Here is a 17,699-nt window from a genome sequence, read left to right as displayed (position 1 = left end):
TAGATACGTGCGGGAGGCTAGCGTTGAGCGCGGGAACGCCACCGAGCAGCGCTCGGGACGAGCTAGACGCTTGTTTGTGCGCAGGTCGTATGCGCAAAAAAGCGTCGATCAACAGGCTACTTTTGGCAGTGGCTGGCAACGGCGTCCGGCCACGCTTATTGTTCGTGCTCGGTCGAGCATGTTGCTGTTGATTTGGGCCGTGTAAACGCAAAAACCCCACCGCGGCGGGTGGGGTTTCTGACTGGGGAGGAGCCTGACGATTACCTACTTTCACACGGGCAATCCGCACTATCATCGGCGTGGAGTCGTTTCACGGTCCTGTTCGGGATGGGAAGGGGTGGGACCGACTCGCTATGGTCATCAGGCATGACGGGTTGCTGCGTCGCAGGGTTGGAGTCAACCGGTTGCGCCACAGCCAATCGGGAAGAAGCGTAAAGGATTCGGGTGGGGGTTGTGTTGTTTCTGGCACAACACCGATCTCAACCGTGTGCGTGTTCCTGCCCCCTTCGGGGGTGGGGTCCGGGTAAGCGCTTTGCATGGGCCCGGAGTAAGTGCTGAAGCACTAACTCCGGCCGACAGCTGAAGCGCTCACGCTGACCGCAAAACACACCGGTTATAGGATCAAGCCTTACGGGCAATTAGTATCAGTTAGCTCAGTACATTACTGTACGTGCACACCTGACCTATCAACGTCCTGGTCTTGAACGACCCTTCAAGGGGCTCGAAGCCCCGGGGATATCTCATCTTAAGGCGAGTTTCCCGCTTAGATGCTTTCAGCGGTTATCTCTTCCGAACATAGCTACCCGGCGATGCCACTGGCGTGACAACCGGTACACCAGAGGTTCGTCCACTCCGGTCCTCTCGTACTAGGAGCAGCCCCCTTCAAATATCCAGCGCCCACGGCAGATAGGGACCAAACTGTCTCACGACGTTTTAAACCCAGCTCACGTACCTCTTTAAATGGCGAACAGCCATACCCTTGGGACCGGCTACAGCCCCAGGATGAGATGAGCCGACATCGAGGTGCCAAACACCGCCGTCGATATGAACTCTTGGGCGGTATCAGCCTGTTATCCCCAGAGTACCTTTTATCCGTTGAGCGATGGCCCTTCCATACAGAACCACCGGATCACTATGACCTGCTTTCGCACCTGTTCGACTTGTCAGTCTCACAGTCAAGCACGCTTATGCCATTGCACTATCAGCACGATTTCCGACCGTACCTAGCGTACCTTCGTACTCCTCCGTTACACTTTGGGAGGAGACCGCCCCAGTCAAACTGCCTACCATGCACTGTCCCCGACCCGGATCACGGGCCAAGGTTAGAACCTCAAACAGATCAGGGTGGTATTTCAAGGACGGCTCCACGCAGACTGGCGTCCACGCTTCATAGCCTCCCACCTATCCTACACAGACCGGTTCAAAGTCCAATGCAAAGCTACAGTAAAGGTTCATGGGGTCTTTCCGTCTAGCCGCGGGGAGATTGCATCATCACAAACACTTCAACTTCGCTGAGTCTCGGGAGGAGACAGTGTGGCCATCGTTACGCCATTCGTGCAGGTCGGAACTTACCCGACAAGGAATTTCGCTACCTTAGGACCGTTATAGTTACGGCCGCCGTTTACCGGGACTTCAATCAGGAGCTTGCACCCCATCATTTAATCTTCCGGCACCGGGCAGGCGTCACACCCTATACGTCCACTTTCGTGTTTGCAGAGTGCTGTGTTTTTATTAAACAGTCGCAGCCACCAGTTTATTGCAACCCTTTCACCCTTCTGGCGCAGGCCAGTCAGGCTATGAGGGCGTACCTTATCCCGAAGTTACGGTACCAATTTGCCGAGTTCCTTCTCCCGAGTTCTCTCAAGCGCCTTAGAATACTCATCTCGCCCACCTGTGTCGGTTTGCGGTACGGTCACTGTGAAACTGAAGCTTAGAGGCTTTTCCTGGAACCCCTTCCAGTTGCTTCGTCGCCTGAGCGACTCGCCTCGCACCCTTGAATTCCGCGCCCGGATTTGCCAAAGCGCCTTCTCCAATGCAAGGACCGGGACTTCCAACACCCGGACAACCTTCCGCGATCCGTCCCCCCATCGCATTTCACAATGGTGCAGAAATATTAATCTGCTTCCCATCAGCTACGCATTTCTGCCTCGCCTTAGGGGCCGACTCACCCTACGCCGATGAACGTTGCGTAGGAAACCTTGGGCTTACGGCGAGGGGGCCTTTCACCCCCTTTATCGCTACTCATGTCAGCATTCGCACTTCCGATACCTCCAGCACACTTTCCAGTGCACCTTCGCAGGCTTACGGAACGCTCTCCTACCATGCACATTGCTGTGCATCCGCAGCTTCGGTATATGGCTTAGCCCCGTTACATCTTCCGCGCAGGACGACTCGATCAGTGAGCTATTACGCTTTCTTTAAAGGGTGGCTGCTTCTAAGCCAACCTCCTGACTGTTTTAGCCTTCCCACTTCGTTTCCCACTTAGCCATATTTGGGGACCTTAGCTGGCGGTCTGGGTTGTTTCCCTCTTGACACCGGACGTTAGCACCCGATGTCTGTCTCCCGTGATTGCACTCTTCGGTATTCGGAGTTTGCTATGGCGTAGTAATCCGCAATGGACCCCACAACCATGACAGTGCTCTACCCCCGAAGGTGATACACGAGGCACTACCTAAATAGTTTTCGGAGAGAACCAGCTATTTCCAGGTTTGTTTAGCCTTTCACCCCTATCCACAGCTCATCCCCTAACTTTTCAACGTTAGTGGGTTCGGTCCTCCAGCACGTGTTACCGTGCCTTCAACCTGGCCATGGATAGATCACCTGGTTTCGGGTCTACACCCAGCGACTGGACGCCCTGTTCGGACTCGCTTTCGCTACGCCTGCCCTAATCGGTTAAGCTCGCCACTGAATGTAAGTCGCTGACCCATTATACAAAAGGTACGCCGTCACCCCTTCGCAGAGGCTCCGACTGTTTGTATGCATGCGGTTTCAGGATCTGTTTCACTCCCCTCCCGGGGTTCTTTTCGCCTTTCCCTCACGGTACTGGTTCACTATCGGTCGATCACGAGTATTTAGCCTTGGAGGATGGTCCCCCCATCTTCAGACAGGATTTCACGTGTCCCGCCCTACTTCTCGTACACCCAGTTCTTCCATGCTGTTTTCGTCTACAGGGCTATCACCTGCTATGGCCGCACTTTCCAGAGCGTTCGACTAACAATACAGATAACGTGTACAGGCTGATCCCATTTCGCTCGCCACTACTCTGGGAATCTCGGTTGATTTCTTTTCCTGCGGTTACTTAGATGTTTCAGTTCACCGCGTTCGCCTCACGCAGCCTATGGATTCAGCTACGGATACTCCATTAGGAGTGGGTTTCCCCATTCGGACATCTCCGGATCAATGCTCGTTTGCCAGCTCCCCGGAGCTTTTCGCAGGCTACCGCGTCCTTCATCGCCTGTGATCGCCAAGGCATCCACCACATGCACTTGTTCGCTTGACCCTATAACGGGTGTGTCTCTGTCGACCAGTGTTAGCGCTTTAGCGCTTACTCTGGTCCCATCCCCGGAGGGGACAGGTTCCCGAAGGAGTCGACCATTCACGTTCCGTTACAGGTTGAGTATTCGTGTTGCGCCGTATTCCAAGGCAATCTTTCGATCACCTTTAAAATACATCGATACAATCACAACCCTGATTCACCTACTCACACACCCATCTCCAGGTATGCTTTCGTGAATCTCTTTACTACTTCTTCCTGATTGTTAAAGAACGGCAGCCGGTATGAAGCCTGTGCCTCATACCGCCCTGACTGGCTCAATCGCCAATGCGCAACGCTCTGCCTTCAGGCAGAACCCTGCGCATTGAGGATTGGTGGAGGATGACGGGATCGAACCGACGACCCCCTGCTTGCAAAGCAGGTGCTCTCCCAGCTGAGCTAATCCCCCAGTCCCACAGATATTCCAGCGGCCCCAGCCCTTCAGCTCACCAGACAAGACCGTGGTGGGTCTGGATGGATTCGAACCATCGACCCCCGCCTTATCAAGACGGTGCTCTAACCGGCTGAGCTACAGACCCCTGATGTCTGTCTGCGTTGCTTCCATTAACCACAGCCGATAAGCGTGAGCACTTGAGTGCAGTGAATGCACAGCTCTGGAAAGGAGGTGATCCAGCCGCACCTTCCGATACGGCTACCTTGTTACGACTTCACCCCAGTCATGAATCCTACCGTGGTGACCGTCCTCCTTGCGGTTAGACTAGCCACTTCTGGTAAAACCCACTCCCATGGTGTGACGGGCGGTGTGTACAAGACCCGGGAACGTATTCACCGCGGCATGCTGATCCGCGATTACTAGCGATTCCAGCTTCACGCACCCGAGTTGCAGAGTGCGATCCGGACTACGATCGGTTTTCCGGGATTGGCTCCACCTCGCGGCTTGGCAACCCTCTGTTCCGACCATTGTATGACGTGTGAAGCCCTACCCATAAGGGCCATGAGGACTTGACGTCATCCCCACCTTCCTCCGGTTTGTCACCGGCAGTCTCCCTGGAGTGCTCTTGCGTAGCAACTAGGGACAAGGGTTGCGCTCGTTGCGGGACTTAACCCAACATCTCACGACACGAGCTGACGACAGCCATGCAGCACCTGTGTTACGGCTCCCTTTCGGGCACTCCCGCCTCTCGGCAGGATTCCATACATGTCAAGGGTAGGTAAGGTTTTTCGCGTTGCATCGAATTAATCCACATCATCCACCGCTTGTGCGGGTCCCCGTCAATTCCTTTGAGTTTTAATCTTGCGACCGTACTCCCCAGGCGGTCAACTTCACGCGTTAGCTACGTTACCAAGCCAATGAAGGCCCGACAACCAGTTGACATCGTTTAGGGCGTGGACTACCAGGGTATCTAATCCTGTTTGCTCCCCACGCTTTCGTGCATGAGCGTCAGTATTGGCCCAGGGGGCTGCCTTCGCCATCGGTGTTCCTCCACATCTCTACGCATTTCACTGCTACACGTGGAATTCCACCCCCCTCTGCCATACTCCAGCGCTGCAGTCACCAATGCAGTTCCCAGGTTAAGCCCGGGGATTTCACATCGGTCTTACAGCACCGCCTGCGCACGCTTTACGCCCAGTAATTCCGATTAACGCTCGCACCCTACGTATTACCGCGGCTGCTGGCACGTAGTTAGCCGGTGCTTATTCTTCCGGTACCGTCATCCCTCACGGATATTAGCCACGAGGTTTTCTTTCCGGACAAAAGTGCTTTACAACCCGAAGGCCTTCTTCACACACGCGGCATTGCTGGATCAGGCTTGCGCCCATTGTCCAAAATTCCCCACTGCTGCCTCCCGTAGGAGTCTGGGCCGTGTCTCAGTCCCAGTGTGGCTGGTCGTCCTCTCAGACCAGCTACAGATCGTCGGCTTGGTAGGCCTTTACCCCACCAACTACCTAATCTGCCATCGGCCGCCCCTTGAGCGCGAGGTCTTGCGATCCCCCGCTTTCCTCTCCCGAGCGTATGCGGTATTAATCCGGCTTTCGCCGGGCTATCCCCCACTCCAGGACACGTTCCGATGTATTACTCACCCGTTCGCCACTCGCCACCAGACCGAAGTCCGTGCTGCCGTTCGACTTGCATGTGTAAGGCATGCCGCCAGCGTTCAATCTGAGCCAGGATCAAACTCTTCAGTTCAAACCTGTTACTGTTTTCGGGCTCTCTCGAACCCGGTCGCTCACTCAACGTACTGACGATGATTGATCCGTCTTCCGACAGACAAACCTTCCTCCAATACTGTGTGAGGCTTCTGATACTTCTGCCTGACAGCAGATTCCACAGAATCCGCCGCCGCATTCCGCATCAAGCGCCCACACTTATCGACTGTTAGTTTTTAAAGATCGGTCCGCCAGACCCGCCGCGCCTGAACCACCACTACCCGGCACTGCTTCGTTTGCGTCGCTGCGTCTGCAGCAGAGAAGCGAAATTATGGAGAACTTCCGTCGGATCGTCAACAGGTTTTTATCACTCGCTTAACCTGCCCACGCCGCTGAAGCCCTCGCCCTCAAAGGCTTCCCGCTTCTCCGCACCCCGGCGTCCGGAGCGCGAAAGAGCGGAATTCTAGTCGCCGACATCGGGACTTGCAAGCGATATTTTGACCGCTCGGCGCGCAACCTATCGCGACCCAAAACACCTCGACTCACGCAGTCGCATGCGCGCGCATCGCCCGTTCGACCACGGCCAGATAATGGTCGATCCCCGGCGTCGCGCGATCCTTCTCTTTCGCGCGATCGTCCCATCGGCGCAAACGCATCGCGTCTTCGGCGTACGGTTTCTGCATAAACGCCTGCGCCTCTTCCCTGCTGAAGACCCCGCCCTGCAATTGCAAGCTGCGCACCGAGTCGGCGGACAGCTGGCCCAAATAGGTAGCGTCGATCGCGCACAGGCAGCGCTTCGCGTCGACGTGCAGACGAATCGGCTCCAGCACCGCATCCGACAACACCGGCCGCAAAAACGGCAAGGCGAAATACTGATGCAGATCGTCGACACCCCGTTCCGTCGGCGTCTCCCCTTGCAGGTTCAGCAGATGGCCGAGGTCGTGCAAGAACGCCGCGGCGACGAGTTCGTCGCTCGCGCCTTCCGCCTCGGCGAGCGCGCCGCTCTGCAACGCGTGCTCGAGCTGCGTCACCGGCTCGCCGCTATACGCGAGGCTGCCGTGTCGCTCGAAGAGCACACGGATATCGTCGAGACTCAATGCCACCTGTTACTCCCAAGGTAATGAAAACGTCTTCAGATTGGTAAAGCTCTTCATCGCTTCCTGAACGCCTTCCTTGTAGCCTAGCCCCGAATCCTTGATGCCGCCGAACGGCGTCAGCTCGATCCGATAGCCTGGCACTTCCCACACGTTGACGGTGCCCACGCGCAGCTCATTAATGAAACGCGTGATCGCGTCCTGCCGGTTCGTACACACGCCCGACGACAGCCCGAACGGTGTTCCGTTGCTGATGCGAATCGCATCGTCGAGCGTGTCGAACGCGATGACCGGCGACACCGGCCCGAAGGTTTCCTCGCGCACGAGCGTCATCGACGGATCGACGTTGTCGAGCACGGTCGGCGCATACAACGCGCCGCGGCGCTCGTTGCCGAGGCGCAGGCGCGCGCCCGCGGCCACCGCCTCATTAACGCGCGCCTCGAACAGCTGCGCGGCGGCGGCGTCGATCACGGTGCCCATCTGATTCGACGCATCGAACGGATCGCCGAACGTCCACTCGCGCGTCTTTTCGACGACCAGCTCCGTGAATTCCGCCGCGACGCCGTGTTGCACGAGCATCCGCTTGACCGCCGTGCAGCGCTGCCCCGAGTTCTTGTACGAGCCTTGCACCGCAAGCGTCGCCGCGCGCTCGAGGTCCGCATCGTCGAGCACGATCAGCGGGTCGTTGCCGCCCAGCTCGAGCACGACGCGTCTATATCCGACCTTCGTCGCAATGTATTTCCCGACTGCAACACCGCCCGTAAACGTAACGAGTTCGACCGACGCGTGCGTAACCAGCTCGTCGGCGATCTCGCGTGGATCGCCGGTCAGCACCTGCAGCATCGGCGCGGGCAGCCCCGCTTCATACAGCAGATCGGCCAGATAAAGCGCCGACAGCGACACCTTCTCCGACGGCTTCAGCACCACGCGATTATTCGTCGCGATGGCCGGCGCGACCTTGTGCGCGACCTGGTTCATCGGATGATTGAACGGCGTGATCGCGACGATCACGCCCGCGAGCGGCTCGCGCTGCGAGAACACGCGACGCCTTTTGCCATGCGGCGTCAGATCGCACGAGAAACTCTGACCGTCGTCGCGCAACGCCTCGAACGAGGCAAAGCGGAACACGTCGGCGACGCGGCCGATCTCGTAGCGCGAGTCCTGCTTCGACAGACCCGACTCGAGCGAAATCAGATCCGACGCCGGTTCGATCCGCTCACGCAGCAGCACCGCCGCGCGCTCGAGAATCTGCGAACGCTCGTAGCGCGACAGCGTCGGCCGATACGCGAGCGCGTAGTCGAACGCGGCGCGCACATCGTCGATGCTGGCGAGGGGCACCGTGCCGACGCGCATGCCGGTCTAAGGATCGAACACGTCGAGCGTCCAGGCGCGCGTCGCGCGCTCGCCGCTCAGCCGCAGCGCTTCGGCGCGGAACTCAGGATGGTCCCGCGGCGCCGTGTTCACGATGTCGACACGCGATTGAGCGCGACGTCGAAGATATCGAAATTGCGCAGCCGTTTGCCTTCGCTGCCGGTGGCTGATGGCTGGACGCGCCGGTTGAACAGCAGTGGCACTTCCTGCTCGGAAATCCCACCGTGCGAGCGCAACGGCACGGTGAGCCCGGACAGGTCGTGCTCGTCGCGCCGCGTGCCGAGCACCACATGCTTCGTGCCGATCACGACCAGATCGCCGATGCGATCCTCAGGCAGCCCGAAGCGCACACACGCGGCGCGTCGATCGAGCACGACTTCGATTCCCGGCAGGCGGCCGATCCGCGCAATCACGGACGCAGCATCGACCTCGCGCGGCAAATAGACCGTCGCGAACGAACCCAGCGCGCCATGATGCACGACGTACGGATCGGTGATCGGCAGAATCACGCGCGCCGTCGACGCGTCGAGCCAGTCGTCGAGCAAGTCCTGCAGATAGATCACGTTCGGCTCGCCGGTCTGCGGATCGTGCTTCGCGTTCATGCCGTGATCGGCGGTGAGGCCGATCACCCAGCCGAGCGCGTCGAGCTTCGCGAGATAGCCGTCCATCATCGCGTAGAACGCGTTCGCGCCTTCGGTGCCGGGCGCCCATTTGTGCTGGATATAGTCGGTCGTCGACAGATACATGAGGTCGAGCTTGCGTGTCTGCGCGAGCCGCACGCAGGCCGCGAACACGAATTCCGACAACCCCGCGCTATACACGTCGGGCAATGGCAGGCCAACCAGATCGAGCACGTCGTCGATGCCGTTTTCCTCGCGCGTCACCTCGTCAGCTTTCTCCGCCGAAAAGCAGGTGCCCTTCAACTGCGAGCCGAGCAGCCCGCGCAGTTTGTCCTTCGCGGTGACGACGGCGACCGCGGCGCCCGCGTCGGCGGCGGCCGCGAGCAGCGTGGGCGCGCGTAGGTAGGCGGGATCGTTCATCATCACCGCCGCGCCCGTGCCGTCGTTCGCGTGGGTGTCCCAGAAGTAGTTGCCGCAGATGCCGTGCACGGACGGCAATACGCCGGTCACGATCGACAGGTTGTTCGGGTTCGTGAACGACGGGATCACGCAGTCGCCGCGAAACGCCGCGCCGCCCTCGAGCATCGAACCGATAAACGGCGCGACGCCGGCCGCGACCGCCGCTTCCAGGTACGCAAACTCGCAGCCGTCGACACAGACGACGACCGTCGGTTGTGAAGGCAGCCGGTAGCTCCGGCCGTTGACTTCGATCGTGCGTTGCTCGGGGTGTGTCATCGCGTGGTTTTCCATTGCCGGGGTTGTCATTGCAAAGGCTTCATCGCCGGGCTGTCTGTTCGTGGGGCGAAGCTGCCGCGGCGTTTGCCGGTGCGCTTGCCTCGGCTTCATCGCCGCGCCGTCATCGCCCGCGCGAGCCGGCCGCACCCGCGCCTGCCGGGAGGCGCTGCTCGTGCGCCGCATCGCCCGCCGCCTCGCAGGCCGCATGCGCGCGCTGCAACCCGCCCTGCACATGCGCGCGCATCAACTGCGCGGCCTGCTCCGCATCGCGCGACGCGAGCGCTGTCAGAATCGCGCGATGCTCGGCGAGCGAGCGCGCCATCGCGTCGGCCTGCACGACTAGCGCCGCACGCCGAAACAGGCTCAGCTCGCTGACGAGCCTGCGATACGTGTCGTACAACTTCGTGTTGCCCGCCGCCGCGACCAGCGCATCGTGAAACGCGACGTTCGCGCGCGCATACGCATCGTGATCGTGCGACGCGAGCGCCGCGCGCATCGCGTCGACCCAGTCGCGCAGCACCGCGAGCTTGCCCGCATCGATGTTCGACGCGAGCATCCGGCACGCCCCCTCTTCGAGCACCGCGCGCACCGCGTAAATCTCGTCCGCCTCCGCGAGCGACACCGTCCGCACGAACACGCCGCGATTCTTCTCGGTGCGCACCAGACCCGCCTGCTCTAGCGCGCGAAACGCCTCCCGCACCGGCCCGCGCGACACCTGCAATCGCGCCGCCCAGTCGGCTTCGTTGAGCTTGTCGCCCGGCGCCAGCATGCCGCCGACGATATGCCGCTCGATCTCGTCGCGCACCAGCGTCGTCAGCGAATGGCGGCGCAGGACCTCGATCGGATCGAGGGAAGCAGAGTGCATATATTCGGTCATTTGGACAACTTTTGCCACATCTGCATCGATGCTCACCGGTTCGCGCGCGTGCTTCAGATCAACGAAATCGCTCGCCGATCACTCGGCTCAGTCGGCTCAGTCGGCTCAGTCGATCCGGCGCCGCGGAGCGCGCGCCGCGATCAGCAGCAGAGCGACCAGCGAGACCAGCAGCAAAATCAGCGACAGCGCGGAAGCCGGCAGGTAATAGCCGCGTTCCACCTGCCCGACGACGACGATCGGCACCGTCGCGAAGCCTGGCGGATATACGGTCAGCGTCGCGCCGAGTTCGCCGAGCGACAGCGCAAAGCCGAGCGCGAGACTCGCGCGTATCGCCGGCACCAGTTGCGGCAACACGACGCGGCGCAGCACCATCGACGGCGGCGCTCCGAGGCTCGCGGCCGCTTCGCGCAACACGGTCAGCTCCGGGCGCAGCGCGGCGGCCGCGCAGCGGTAGCAGAACGGCAGTACCAGCGCGAGCTGCACGAACACCACGATCGCCGCCGAGCTCGACAGATCGAGCGGCCGTTTGTGATACGCGATCAGCACCGCGAGGCCGAGCACGACGCTCGGCACGCCGTTGGGCATCATCGCGATCGTGTCGATGACGGCGCCGAGGCCGCGCCGGTCGCGTCCTTCGAGCGCGAGCGCGAGCCACAAACCGAGGATCGTGCCGAGCACCGCGACGCCCATGCCGACTTCGAGGCTGGTGGTCAGCGCGTCGAAGTCGCTCGAACCGAGGCGCTCGAACCAGCGCATGCTGAAGCCGTCGGGCAGGATCGTGCCGGACCAGTGCGACGCGACGCTCGATAGCGCGACGACCAACACCGGCAGCACGAACAGCCAGAAGCACAGCAGCGCGGCAAAGCCGAGGAACAGACCGCCGAGCAGTCGCACCGCGAGGCTGCGCCGCACCGGCCGGCCCTTCTTGTGCATGACCGGCAGCACGGTCGGATCGAGTTCAACGGCCATGACCGGCTCCTTTCACCTTGCGACGATTGACACGCCGGTACAACGCGTACAACGACAACGACATCAGCAGCATCACGACCGCGCCGGCGGCCGCGGTCGGCAGATCGAGATCGACGGTGGCGGCGCTGTAGATCGCGACCGGCAGCGTGATCAGATGGGCGCTGCCGAGCACCAGCAGAATGCCGAACTCGTTGAGCGTCAGCAGAAAACACAGGATCGTGCCGGCCGCGATGCCCGGCCACGCGAGCGGCAGGATCACCTTGAACGCGACCATCAGGCCGTTCGCGCCGAGGCTGCGCGCGGCTTCGATCAGTCGCTGGTCGAGCAGCGCGAACGATGCCAACGTCGGACGCACGACGAACGGCGTATAGAACACGACTTCCGCGAGAATCACGCCGCCGATGCCGAACAGAAAATCGAGCGGCGGCGCCTGCAGATTGAACAGCCGCTGCAGCCCGATGCTGACCGAGCCTTGCGAGCCGTACAGAAAGATCAGCGTGAACGCGACCAGAAACGACGGGAACGCGACGAACAGTTCGAGAAAGCGCGTGACCATGCGCGCGCCCGGAAACGGCTTGAAGAACAGCAGCGACGCGAGCGCCACGCCGAGCAGCGACGCCAGGCTCGCGCTCGCGAACAGGATGCCGAGCGTGGTGCCGATCACGCCGCGCGTTTCGGGGTTACCGAAGAACGTTACGTACGCGTGGCCAGACAGGCCATGCGCGCCGGTCAGACTCAGCATCACGAGCCGCACCAGCGGATAGATGACGAGCGGTCCGAGCACCACGACTGCAATGAACAGCAGATGCCATTGCGCGAGGCGCTCGCGCCGCTTGACGGCGGCCGCGTGCGCCGCCGCGCTCGCGAGACGGCGCGCGGCGGCGGCTTCGACCTCGGCTTGCGCGGCAAGGTCGAGTGGGTTGGACGTATCAGGGCTTGATAACGACGACATCGCCAGCCTCGTAACGCAGGGAAACGCGCGCGCCCTTCTCCGGCGTCATGCCGAGACCACGCTGCATCGTGACGAGCACGGGGTCGTTCGGCAGCGCATCGAGCACGACCGATACCGACAAGGCCGCGCCGTACCACTCGACCGACGCGATCGCGCCGTGCAACTGCCCCTCTCCGAGCGGCACGATGCGCAGCGTCTCCGGACGCAGACACGCGACACGTTCGCGCTCGTTGTAGCGCGCGTCGTCCATGCCGAACGCGACCTGTGGCGGCAGCAGATTGGCCGCGCCGAGGTAGCGCGCGACGAAGCCGTCGGCCGGCGAGTCGTACAGCTGCTGCGGCGTGCCGAGCTGCGCGATATGGCCATCGCGCATCAGCAGCGTGCGGTCGGACAGCACGAGCGCGTCGTCCTGATCGTGCGTCACGCAGACGATCGTCAGATTCGGCAGGCGTTCATGCAGCGCCTTCAGTTCGGAGCGCACCGACGCGCGCAGATTGGCATCGAGCGCGGACAGCGGTTCGTCGAGCAGCAGCACGTCGGGCTCGATCACGAGCGCGCGGGCGAGCGCCACGCGCTGCTGCATGCCGCCCGACAGTTGCGCGGGCATCACGTGACCGGCATCGCCGAGCTGCACGAGCTTCAGCACCTCGGCGACGCGGCGCGCGACGTCGCGCGCCGGAATACGCCGCGCGCGCAACCCGAACGCGACGTTCTCGAATACCGTCAGATGCGGAAACAGCGCGTAGCTCTGGAATAGCAGTCCGAGGTTGCGCTTGTGCGGCGGCATGTGCGTCAGATCGCGGCCGGCCACCGTCAGCGTGCCGGCCAGACCGTCGGCCTCGATGAAGCCCGCGATGAAGCGCAGCAAGGTCGTCTTGCCGCAGCCGCTGCGGCCGAGCACGGTGAGCAACTCGCCGCGCCGGATGGTCAACGACAGATCGTCGAGCACCGTGCGCGCGCCGAAGCGCACCGTCAGGTGATCGATCTGCACGCCGCCCGGCGCGTCCGAACGCGCGGCGCCGAGCGCATCCAGCGGAGCGCCAGGCGCAGTGGGGTGAGCGAGACTGGCCGTATTCACCGGAGTCGTCCTCCAACAGGATCAATGCTGATGCGGCGCCGCGCATTACGCGCGAAGCGCCGCCTGAATCGACTTACTTCGGCTTGACCACTTCGGTCTCTTTGCCCGACGAACCGATCACGTCGCTCTTCCAGCGCGCGGTCCAATCGGCCTTCTTCGCCATCACGTGGTTCCAGTCGACCGGAATCAGCTTGACGCCGCTGATCGCCTGCTTGACCGCTTCGCCGTTCTTGCCGGCGAGCGGCACGTCGCTGCGACCCGGAATGCCGAAGATGTCCGGCACCCTCGACTGCACTTGCGTCGACATCAGATAGTCGATCAGCTTCTTGCCCTCGGCCTGGTTCGGACCGTTCTTGATCAGCGCGATCGCGTACGGCAGCTGGAACGTGGTCGGCTGACCGCCGGGCGTGGCGGCGAGGAACACCGGTTTCAGCGACAGGCCGCCGTTGGCCGCGTCGTCGAGATCCATCTGCAGATCGCCGTTGGCGACCGCGATCTCGTTACGCGACAGCAGCACGTCGAGATAGCCCGTGCCCTTGGTGTGGAACTTGGCGCTCTGCTCGAGCTTCTTCAGATAGTCGAACGCCTGGTCTTCGCCCATCAGCGACGAGGTCAGGATGATCACCGCCATGCCGTCGCCGGCGGTCGCCGGATTCGAATACGCGACCTTCCCGGTGAAGTCCGGGTGCAGCAGGTCCGCGAACGTCTTCGGCTCGGTTTTCGTGACTTCGGGGTTGATCGCGAACGAGAAGTAGTTGTTCACGAAGGTCGCCCACGCGCCGTTCGGCGCCTTCGCGATGGCCGGCACGTTCTTGTAGTTGGCGCTCTGGTACGCCTGCAGCAGGCCGCTCTGGTCGGCCTGCTGAATGAACGGCGGCAGGGTGACGAGCACGTCGGCCTTCGGCTGATCCTTCTCGATGGTCGCGCGATTCACGACTTCGCCGCTACCCGCCGTGACGATATTGACCTTCACGCCCTCCTTCTTTTCGAAGGCCGGCAGCACATCCTTGTACAGATTTTCGAGGCCGTCGGCCGTGTACAGCACGACGGCGTCGGCCGCATGAGCCTGCATCGCGGCACCGCCGAACGCGGCCGCGGCGACCAGCGCCGGCAGCAGTTTGCGCGCGAGGCCGGCCGCAGCGTGAAGGGAATTCGTCTTTTTCATGTCGCTCTCTCCGAAAGGCTAAAAACCAGACGGTCGGGATAACCCATACCTGTAGTGATTGAACGGCGGCACGCGCCGCTGGCGTGTTGCCCGCTGCGGTTGCCGCGCCGGTCTGTCGTGGATTGCAGATTGCCGACAACTTTGCCGCTTCTCGCCCAGCCTGACTGACAGCCCCCTACCACACCCGCGCTGCCTGCCGCGCCTGAGCGGGCACGGCAAGAATCACAGGTTTCGATGACAGGGCCATGACGATTGTGCTGAATTCCAAAAAAAGACACAAATTGCCAACTCGCGCCAACCGATGGAATTCGTCGCGCCACCCAAAAGCAGAGCCCCGCGCGCCGATCCCGTGTGGATCGTACATGGCGAAAATGACGATGTATGCACGGCGCGTCGGGAAAATGCGGAGGGGGCGGATGGCTTTTTTTATTTAGATTTTGGCGGGCGCGGAATGTCGCTCAGCGCGAGCGGCGTACGAACGCGGCGGGAACCGCCCCGCCAGGCCGTCTCAGGCGATCAGAATCTCCGGACCATGCGCGGTGATCGCCGTGCCTAGCGCGCGCTCGGGCGCCAGTTCGGTGACCAGATACCGCGCCGACTCGATCCCGTTGATGCGCACCGGCGTCACGCGTCCGAATTTCGAATGATCGGCGACGACGACCACCATGTCGGCCGCGGCGATCATGCGGCTGCGTACTTCGGCCGCCATGCGGCTGTAGTCGGTGAGATAGCCGTCCGGCGAAATTCCGCCCGCGCCAATGAACGCGAAATCGGCGTGGTACTGCGTGAGCTGCTGAACCGTGTCGAGGCCGAAGGTCGCGTCTTCGATATCGGACAGCTCGCCGCCGAGCAGCGTCACGCGATTGTCGTTGCGTCGGCCGAGCAGTAGCGCGATGCGCCAGTCGTTGGTGTAAACCGTCAGCCGATGCCGGTCGAGCAGCGCCCGCGCGACCGACTGCGTGGTGCTGCCCGAATCGATGATCAGCGACGCGCCGTCCGGCACGAACTCGGCCGCGCGCTCGCCGATCGCACGCTTCGCGCCGGCGTTCTCGGCTTCGCGCGTATCGAGATCGGGCTCGCGCCGATCGCTCGACAACGCGCCGCCGTGTGTCGTCACGAGCAGGCCGCGGCCGGCCAGCGCGTTGAGGTCGCGACGGATCGTTTCGCGCGATACGTTCAGTTCGCGCACCAGTTCGGCGACCGAGAGCGCGCCGTTCTTTGCGACTTGCGCGAGGATGTATTGATGACGTTGTTCTGCGAGCATCTGAGAAGGCCGAAAGCCGGCACGCTTGGGTTTCGCCGTGGTTGAGGAAGGCCGCCGTATTGTATTACGCGTATTGCGCGTTGTTGGTGCTGGCGTGCAGGTGGCGCTCAGGGTGGCGTGGGGGCGCGTTCATGGCGCGCTCGGCTTGCATCGAGCCGCCCTTGCGCGCGAACACGCCAGCCATCGCGCCGACCTGCTAACCTTGACGGCTGGACTCGCCGGCCATGCGGCGAACGCAACGCCGCCGCCCGGCCGAGTCCCGCGCACAACGCCTCGCCCGTCAACCGAACCGCCGATGCCGCCACTGTTTCGCCGTCTACTGCTGCTGTTCCATGCGCTGCGTTACGGCGCGCGCCTGATCTGGCTCGCCGCCCCGCCCGACCACAAGCTGCACTGGACGATCGAACTGATCGGCCGCGTGCATGAGTCCGAGCGCAGCGGCGCGCAGTTGCATGGTCTGCTGCCCGCGCTCGGTCCGCTCGCGAGCCGCTTCGCGCAGACGCTCGCCAGGCGCCCCGAACTCGCGAGCGGCACGCTGCATGACGCGCTGGACGCCATCGATCACATGGAAGTGCCGCTGTCGCCGGACGACTCCGCGCTGGCTTTGACTCGCGCGTTCGGCCGGCCGCTCGGCGAGCTGTTCAGCGCGGTCGACCTCGTGCCGGTACTCAGCGGCTTCGCCGAGCAGACCCATTTCGCGCGGCTCGCGATGCCGGTCAAAGGTCATCACGAAGTCGCCGTCAAGCTCGTGCGCGCGCAGCAGTTGCAGCAGATCGGCGATGAACTCGGCCTGTTGCGCTGGGTCGCGCGCTGGCTCGAAAAGCTGTCGCGCGTCGCGCGCCGGCTGCAGTTGCGCGCGCTCGCGCAAACCTTCACCGACGACATCCTGCGCCGCTTCGACTTGCGCGCCGAAGCCGCGAATCTGAGCCAGACCGGCCACCATTTCGACGGCGACAAGCGCATCGTCGTGCCAGACGTGATCTGGGAGCTGTGCACCGATCACACGCTGACGATGCAGCGCATCAACACGCTGCCCGCGAGCGACCTGCCCGGTCTGCACGCGCACGGCATCAAGCTGGCGCCGCTCGCCGCGCATATCGTCGAGGTCGTCGCCGAGCAGGCATTCGAGCATGGCTTCTTCCACGCGACGCTCGATGCGCGCCGCGTGCGCGTCAGCATCGAGCCGGACACGCTCGGGCGCCTCGTGCTCGCGGAGTTCTCGATCATGGCGACGCTGTCGAGCGGCGAGCGCGAATTTTTCGTGCACGGCGCGACCGCGTTGTTCGACCAGCACTACGGGCGGCTCGCCGACATGCATCGCGAGGCCGGCCACGTGCCGGACGACGCGCGCGCCGAGCTGCTCGAAGCCGAGTTGCGCACGCGCGCCGAAGCGCACTTCGCGGCGGCGCCCGAGGATCGCTCGGCGGGTTCGCTGTTTCACCATCTGCTGCACGGCGTGCAACCGTTCGGCGGCCACGTGCCGGGCGGGCTCGCGACCGCGCAGCGCTCGTTCCAGCAGGCGGAGATACTCGCGCGGGCGCTGCATCCGGGCATCGATACATGGAACATCGCGCGCGGCGTGCTCGCCGATATCGCGCGACGAGATCTCGATCATCGCGGCTGGCTCAAGCGACTGTCACACGAGCTGCCGCATCTCGCGCATATGCTGCCGCGCGTGCCGCAACTGGCGGTGCGCTATCTGCAGCAGCACGATCGCACCGGCACCCCGCAGCAGAACGCGCAACTGCTCGCGGATCTCGCGCGCGAATACCGGCGCACGCGCTGGCTGCTGTGGGCATGCGTCGTCTGTGGCGGCGTGCTCGGAGCGGGGATGACGCTGCTCGCGTGGTGACGGTCCCGCGCGCGCGTTGCAGCTTTGAACAAGACGCGCGCCGCCCGTGCCGCCAACATGGCGGCTTTTTTCACGCCTCCC

The 17,699-nt window shown here is 62.6% G+C and carries 9 protein-coding genes, 2 tRNA genes, 3 rRNA genes and 1 pseudogene; 1 reads left to right on the top strand and 14 read right to left on the bottom strand.

The features are described from left to right. Nucleotides 1-251: 251 nt before the first annotated feature. The 14 genes and pseudogenes from rrf to OKW41_RS09560 all read right to left on the bottom strand — a co-directional run bounded on the left by rrf (nt 252) and on the right by OKW41_RS09560 (nt 15,766). Nucleotides 252-365 (bottom strand): 5S ribosomal RNA (rrf, locus tag OKW41_RS09625). Between the two features lie 252 nt (nt 366-617). Beyond that, nucleotides 618-3,499, bottom strand: a 23S ribosomal RNA gene (locus OKW41_RS09620). A 366-nt stretch (nt 3,500-3,865) separates the two neighbouring features. Further along, nucleotides 3,866-3,941, bottom strand: a tRNA-Ala gene (locus OKW41_RS09615). A gap of 53 nt (nt 3,942-3,994) precedes the next feature. Further along, nucleotides 3,995-4,071: transfer RNA gene (locus tag OKW41_RS09610), tRNA-Ile, on the bottom strand. Between the two features lie 79 nt (nt 4,072-4,150). After that, nucleotides 4,151-5,681: ribosomal RNA gene (locus OKW41_RS09605) — 16S ribosomal RNA — on the bottom strand. The 16S, 23S and 5S rRNA genes sit together here with 2 tRNA genes alongside, the layout of an rRNA operon. 502 nt (nt 5,682-6,183) lie before the next feature. Continuing rightward, on the bottom strand, nt 6,184-6,744 hold the full coding sequence (locus OKW41_RS09600; RefSeq protein ID WP_187630374.1) for a phosphonate degradation HD-domain oxygenase: 561 nt from the start codon (nt 6,742-6,744) through the stop codon (nt 6,184-6,186). Nucleotides 6,745-6,747: 3 nt separating this feature from the next. Beyond that, nucleotides 6,748-8,199, bottom strand: a pseudogene (phnY, locus tag OKW41_RS09595) (phosphonoacetaldehyde dehydrogenase). Beyond that, nucleotides 8,196-9,476 (bottom strand): phosphonoacetate hydrolase, encoded by a 1,281-nt coding sequence (phnA, locus tag OKW41_RS09590; protein WP_429573377.1) that lies wholly within the window; start codon nt 9,474-9,476, stop codon nt 8,196-8,198. Before phnA ends, phnY begins: the two are co-directional and overlap by 4 nt. Before the next feature lie 106 nt (nt 9,477-9,582). Then, nucleotides 9,583-10,338, bottom strand: coding sequence for a phosphonate utilization associated transcriptional regulator (locus OKW41_RS09585; protein WP_429572305.1), 756 nt, complete (start codon nt 10,336-10,338; stop codon nt 9,583-9,585). A 105-nt stretch (nt 10,339-10,443) separates the two neighbouring features. Next, the gene (phnV, locus tag OKW41_RS09580; protein ID WP_429572304.1) at nt 10,444-11,307 is read right to left on the bottom strand and encodes a 2-aminoethylphosphonate ABC transport system, membrane component PhnV; all 864 of its coding nucleotides are present in this window, start codon (nt 11,305-11,307) and stop codon (nt 10,444-10,446) included. Then, nucleotides 11,297-12,259, bottom strand: a complete 963-nt coding sequence (locus tag OKW41_RS09575) for a 2-aminoethylphosphonate ABC transporter permease subunit (protein ID WP_184068117.1) — start codon at nt 12,257-12,259, stop codon at nt 11,297-11,299. The genes phnV and OKW41_RS09575 overlap by 11 nt, the downstream gene beginning before the upstream one ends. Beyond that, nucleotides 12,237-13,337 (bottom strand): 2-aminoethylphosphonate ABC transport system ATP-binding subunit PhnT, encoded by a 1,101-nt coding sequence (phnT, locus tag OKW41_RS09570; RefSeq protein ID WP_429572303.1) that lies wholly within the window; start codon nt 13,335-13,337, stop codon nt 12,237-12,239. The genes OKW41_RS09575 and phnT overlap by 23 nt, the downstream gene beginning before the upstream one ends. Nucleotides 13,338-13,410: 73 nt before the next feature. Beyond that, nucleotides 13,411-14,502, bottom strand: coding sequence for a 2-aminoethylphosphonate ABC transporter substrate-binding protein (phnS, locus tag OKW41_RS09565; RefSeq protein ID WP_429446560.1), 1,092 nt, complete (start codon nt 14,500-14,502; stop codon nt 13,411-13,413). Between the two features lie 508 nt (nt 14,503-15,010). Further along, nucleotides 15,011-15,766, bottom strand: coding sequence for a DeoR/GlpR family DNA-binding transcription regulator (locus OKW41_RS09560; protein ID WP_184068108.1), 756 nt, complete (start codon nt 15,764-15,766; stop codon nt 15,011-15,013). A gap of 295 nt (nt 15,767-16,061) precedes the next feature. On the opposite strand from OKW41_RS09560, the gene OKW41_RS09555 reads away from it, so the two are divergent. After that, nucleotides 16,062-17,618 (top strand): ABC1 kinase family protein, encoded by a 1,557-nt coding sequence (locus OKW41_RS09555; protein WP_429572302.1) that lies wholly within the window; start codon nt 16,062-16,064, stop codon nt 17,616-17,618. Nucleotides 17,619-17,699 lie beyond the last annotated feature (81 nt).

The sequence above is a fragment of the Paraburkholderia sp. UCT70 genome (assembly GCF_050434085.1).
Classification (GTDB): Bacteria; Pseudomonadota; Gammaproteobacteria; order Burkholderiales; family Burkholderiaceae; genus Paraburkholderia; species Paraburkholderia tuberum.
The sequence above is the reverse complement of the archived record's forward strand: the minus strand, read 5'-3'. Positions and strand labels throughout refer to the sequence as shown.

Bases quoted from the DNA above. Each gene is read 5' to 3' on its own strand.
- phnA (WP_429573377.1), bottom strand. From the start codon at position 9,476: ATGGAAAACCACGCGATGACACACCCCGAGCAACGCACGATCGAAGTC.
- OKW41_RS09585 (WP_429572305.1), bottom strand. From the start codon at position 10,338: ATGACCGAATATATGCACTCTGCTTCCCTCGATCCGATCGAGGTCCTG.
- phnV (WP_429572304.1), bottom strand. From the start codon at position 11,307: ATGGCCGTTGAACTCGATCCGACCGTGCTGCCGGTCATGCACAAGAAG.
- OKW41_RS09575 (WP_184068117.1), bottom strand. From the start codon at position 12,259: ATGTCGTCGTTATCAAGCCCTGATACGTCCAACCCACTCGACCTTGCC.
- phnS (WP_429446560.1), bottom strand. From the start codon at position 14,502: ATGAAAAAGACGAATTCCCTTCACGCTGCGGCCGGCCTCGCGCGCAAA.
- OKW41_RS09560 (WP_184068108.1), bottom strand. From the start codon at position 15,766: ATGCTCGCAGAACAACGTCATCAATACATCCTCGCGCAAGTCGCAAAG.
- OKW41_RS09555 (WP_429572302.1), top strand. From the start codon at position 16,062: ATGCCGCCACTGTTTCGCCGTCTACTGCTGCTGTTCCATGCGCTGCGT.